The sequence below is a fragment of the Streptomyces sp. NRRL B-24085 genome (assembly GCF_001282115.1).
Taxonomy (GTDB): Bacteria; Actinomycetota; Actinomycetes; order Streptomycetales; family Streptomycetaceae; genus Streptomyces.
The window spans coordinates 1-2,843 of sequence record NZ_LJBR01000663.1 but is presented as its reverse complement, the minus strand read 5'-3'; the positions used below and the strand labels follow the sequence as shown (position 1 = coordinate 2,843).

Below are 2,843 nucleotides of genomic sequence, written 5' to 3'. Positions count from 1 at the left end.
GCCCCCGCCTCCGCCCCGCCCACGGGGTCGTCGGATCGCTGAGGCGCCTTCCGGATCACTCCGGATGGGCCACCGCCTCCTTCTGCAACTGCACGGCGGCCAGCAGGCTCAGCTTCGGCTCCGCCTTGCGAAGAGCCCGCACCGCCGCGACCGAGGTGAGGTCACCCGTGAAGCCGACGGCGGCCAGCCGGTCGCGGACCCAACGGGCGCGCAGCCCTGCCTCGGTGGCGGCGGCGGTGGACTCGACGAGCGCCACGGCACGTTCCAGCCCGGGGCGTTCCTCGGGCGGGGCCTCGGCCAGCGCCTGGCGCAGGGCTGCTCCGACGACATCCGCGTCCCGGACGAGCAGCACGAAGTTGTGTTTCTTGTTCAGTCCCGCGATTCCCGACATGCGGATCATCGTGACGGCGGGGTTCCGTCCGCGCCAAGCGACTTGAGGAGCCTCAGAGGCTCCGGTCGCCGCTCGAAGGCTCGCTACTCGAAGCCTCGCCGCTCGAAGGCTCGCCGCTCAGCCCAGCTTCTTCAGCAGCTCGGCGGCGAGCGGCGCGGAGGACGCCGGGTTCTGTCCGGTCACCAGGTTGCCGTCGACGATCACGTGCGGGGCCCACGGCTCGGCCGCCTCGACCTGGACTCCGGCCTCGATGAGCCGGTCCTGGAGCAGCCACCTGGCCTTGTCGGCGAGGCCCGCCTGGGTCTCCTCGGCGTTGGTGAAGGCGGCCACCCGGCGCCCGGCGAACGCGTTGGAGCCGTCCGCCCCGGTGGCGGCGAGCAGCGCGGCCGGGGCGTGGCAGACGACTCCGAGGGGCTTGCCGCTCTCCAGGGCGCGGGTGAGCAGCCGGCCGGAGTCCGCGTCGACCGCGAGGTCCTCCATCGGCCCGTGGCCGCCGGGGTAGAACACCGCCGCGTAGTCGTCGAGGTCGACCTCGTCCAGCCGTACCGGGGCCTGGAGTTCGGGGGCCGAGGCGAGCACCCCGGCGATGCGGTCGGCGTTCTCCTGCCCGCCGTTGACCTCGGCGGCGAGGCTGCCCTTGTCCACGGTCGGCACGACACCGCCCGGGGTGGCCACGACGATCTCGTGGCCCGCGGCCTTGAATGCCTCGTACGGGGCGACGGCCTCCTCGGCCCAGAAGCCGGTGGGGTGCTGGGTGCCGTCAGCCAGGGTCCAGTGGTCGGCACCGGTCATCACAAAGAGGATCTTCGACATGGTGAAACCGTAGCCCCGCCCTCCCATAGAAATCCAATAGGCTCGTTCATATGAGGGATAGGAACACCAATGGCTCCGAGGATCCGGGGCGGACCGTCGGAGCCCCGCTGGACCTGAACCTGCTGCGGACGTTCCTGACCGTGTACCGCACCGGCTCCTTCACCGCCGCCGCCCGTCTCCTCGGTCTGTCCCAGCCCACGGTGACCACCCAGATCCGTGCGCTGGAACGGCAGTTGGACCGTGAGCTGTTCGAACGCCGGGCGCGGGGCGTGACCCCGGCGCCATACGCGGACGAGCTCGCGGCCCGGATCGTGCAGCCCCTGGACTCGCTGGCCGCGGTGGCGGGGCCGGCCGGGGGCACGGAGGACGGGCCGGTCGAGCCGGTGCATCTCGCCGGGCCGGCGGAACTGCTCTCCCGGTGCGTCCTGCCCGGTCTGGCGCCCCTGGTGGAGCAAGGGGTACGACTGCGTGTGACGCCGGGTCTGACCGAGCCGCTTCTGGACGACCTGCGGGCCGGCCGCCACGACCTGGTGATCGCCACGTTCCGGCCGCGCGGCCGCACGCTCACGGCCGTGCCGCTCAACGACGAGGAGTTCGTGCTGGTCACCTCCCCCGCCTGGGCCGGGCGGCTCGGCGCGCCGGAACACCTCGCGGCCGCGCTGCACGGCGTCCCGCTCGTCGCCTACGCCGAGGACCTGCCCATCGTGCGCCGCTACTGGCGGCACGTCTTCGGCCGACGGCTGGTACGCCGGCCCGCCCTCACCGTGCCCGACCTGAACGCGGTCAAGGCCGCGGTGGTCGGCGGGGCCGGGTTCACCGTGCTCCCCCGCTACCTGTGCGCCGGAGAGCTGGCGTCGGGCGCGCTGGTCCTGCTCAACGACCCCGACGACCCGCCCATCAACACGGGGTTCCTGGTGCAGCGCCCCGGCACCTCCGGCAATCCACACGTGACACTGGTCCGCGACCACCTCCTACGAGCGGCCCGCGACTGGTAGGCCGAGGGGGCGGTGACCGGGCACGGGGCCGCAGCCAGGCCGGATTCCAGACCGGCCGGACAGCCGGCACGGCCCCTGAAGCCGAGCCGGCACCCAACCCAGACCGACAACCAGGCACCCGACCCACAACCGAGCCGGGCCCCGACGAACCGGCGCCCGGACACAGGCCCGGCAACCGAGCCGGGGCCCTGACGCGACCGGCAACCGGGCGCGCGGCCCGCAGCCGAGCCGACGGCCAAGCACCGACCCAGCAGCCGAACCGGCACCCAAACCAGACCGACAACCGGACACAGACCCAACAAACGAGCCGATGGCCGGGGCACGGGCCCGTAACGGAGCCGGGGCCCAGACACGACCGCAGCCGGGCGCTCGGCCCGCAGCCAAGCCGGATTCCAGACCGGACCGGCAACCAGGCACCCGGCCCGGAGCCGAGCCAGCACCCAGACCACACCGACAACTAGGCACGCGACCCACAACCGAGCCGGATCCGGTCCAGACCAGACCGACAGGCAGGCAGGCAGGCACGCCCCGACAGCCGAGCAGGCGCAGCGGCCCGGACCGGGCCTGGGACCGGCCAGGATCAAAGGCCGACAGGATGACCGGGCAGAGCCCACACCCCGACACAGCCCACACCCCCCACGGAG

At 73.2% G+C, this 2,843-nt stretch carries 3 protein-coding genes; 1 reads left to right on the top strand and 2 read right to left on the bottom strand.

Features of this window, described 5'->3' with window-relative positions:
- Positions 1 to 55: 55 nt before the first annotated feature.
- Entirely contained in the window at positions 56 to 391 is a 336-nt protein-coding gene (locus AOJ26_RS40990; protein ID WP_053853395.1) for a hypothetical protein, read from the bottom strand.
- 117 nt (positions 392 to 508) lie between these two features.
- On the bottom strand, positions 509 to 1,204 hold the full coding sequence (locus AOJ26_RS40985) for a type 1 glutamine amidotransferase domain-containing protein (RefSeq protein WP_053853394.1): 696 nt from the start codon (positions 1,202 to 1,204) through the stop codon (positions 509 to 511).
- Between the two features lie 50 nt (positions 1,205 to 1,254).
- Here AOJ26_RS40985 and AOJ26_RS40980 point away from each other — a divergent pair, with 50 nt between their 5' ends.
- Positions 1,255 to 2,199, top strand: coding sequence for a LysR family transcriptional regulator (locus AOJ26_RS40980; protein ID WP_053853393.1), 945 nt, complete (start codon positions 1,255 to 1,257; stop codon positions 2,197 to 2,199).
- Positions 2,200 to 2,843: the final 644 nt, after the last annotated feature.

Coding starts and splice junctions, on each gene's coding strand:
- AOJ26_RS40990 (WP_053853395.1), bottom strand. CDS start 391: ATGTCGGGAATCGCGGGACTGAACAAGAAACACAACTTCGTGCTGCTC.
- AOJ26_RS40985 (WP_053853394.1), bottom strand. CDS start 1,204: ATGTCGAAGATCCTCTTTGTGATGACCGGTGCCGACCACTGGACCCTG.
- AOJ26_RS40980 (WP_053853393.1), top strand. CDS start 1,255: ATGAGGGATAGGAACACCAATGGCTCCGAGGATCCGGGGCGGACCGTC.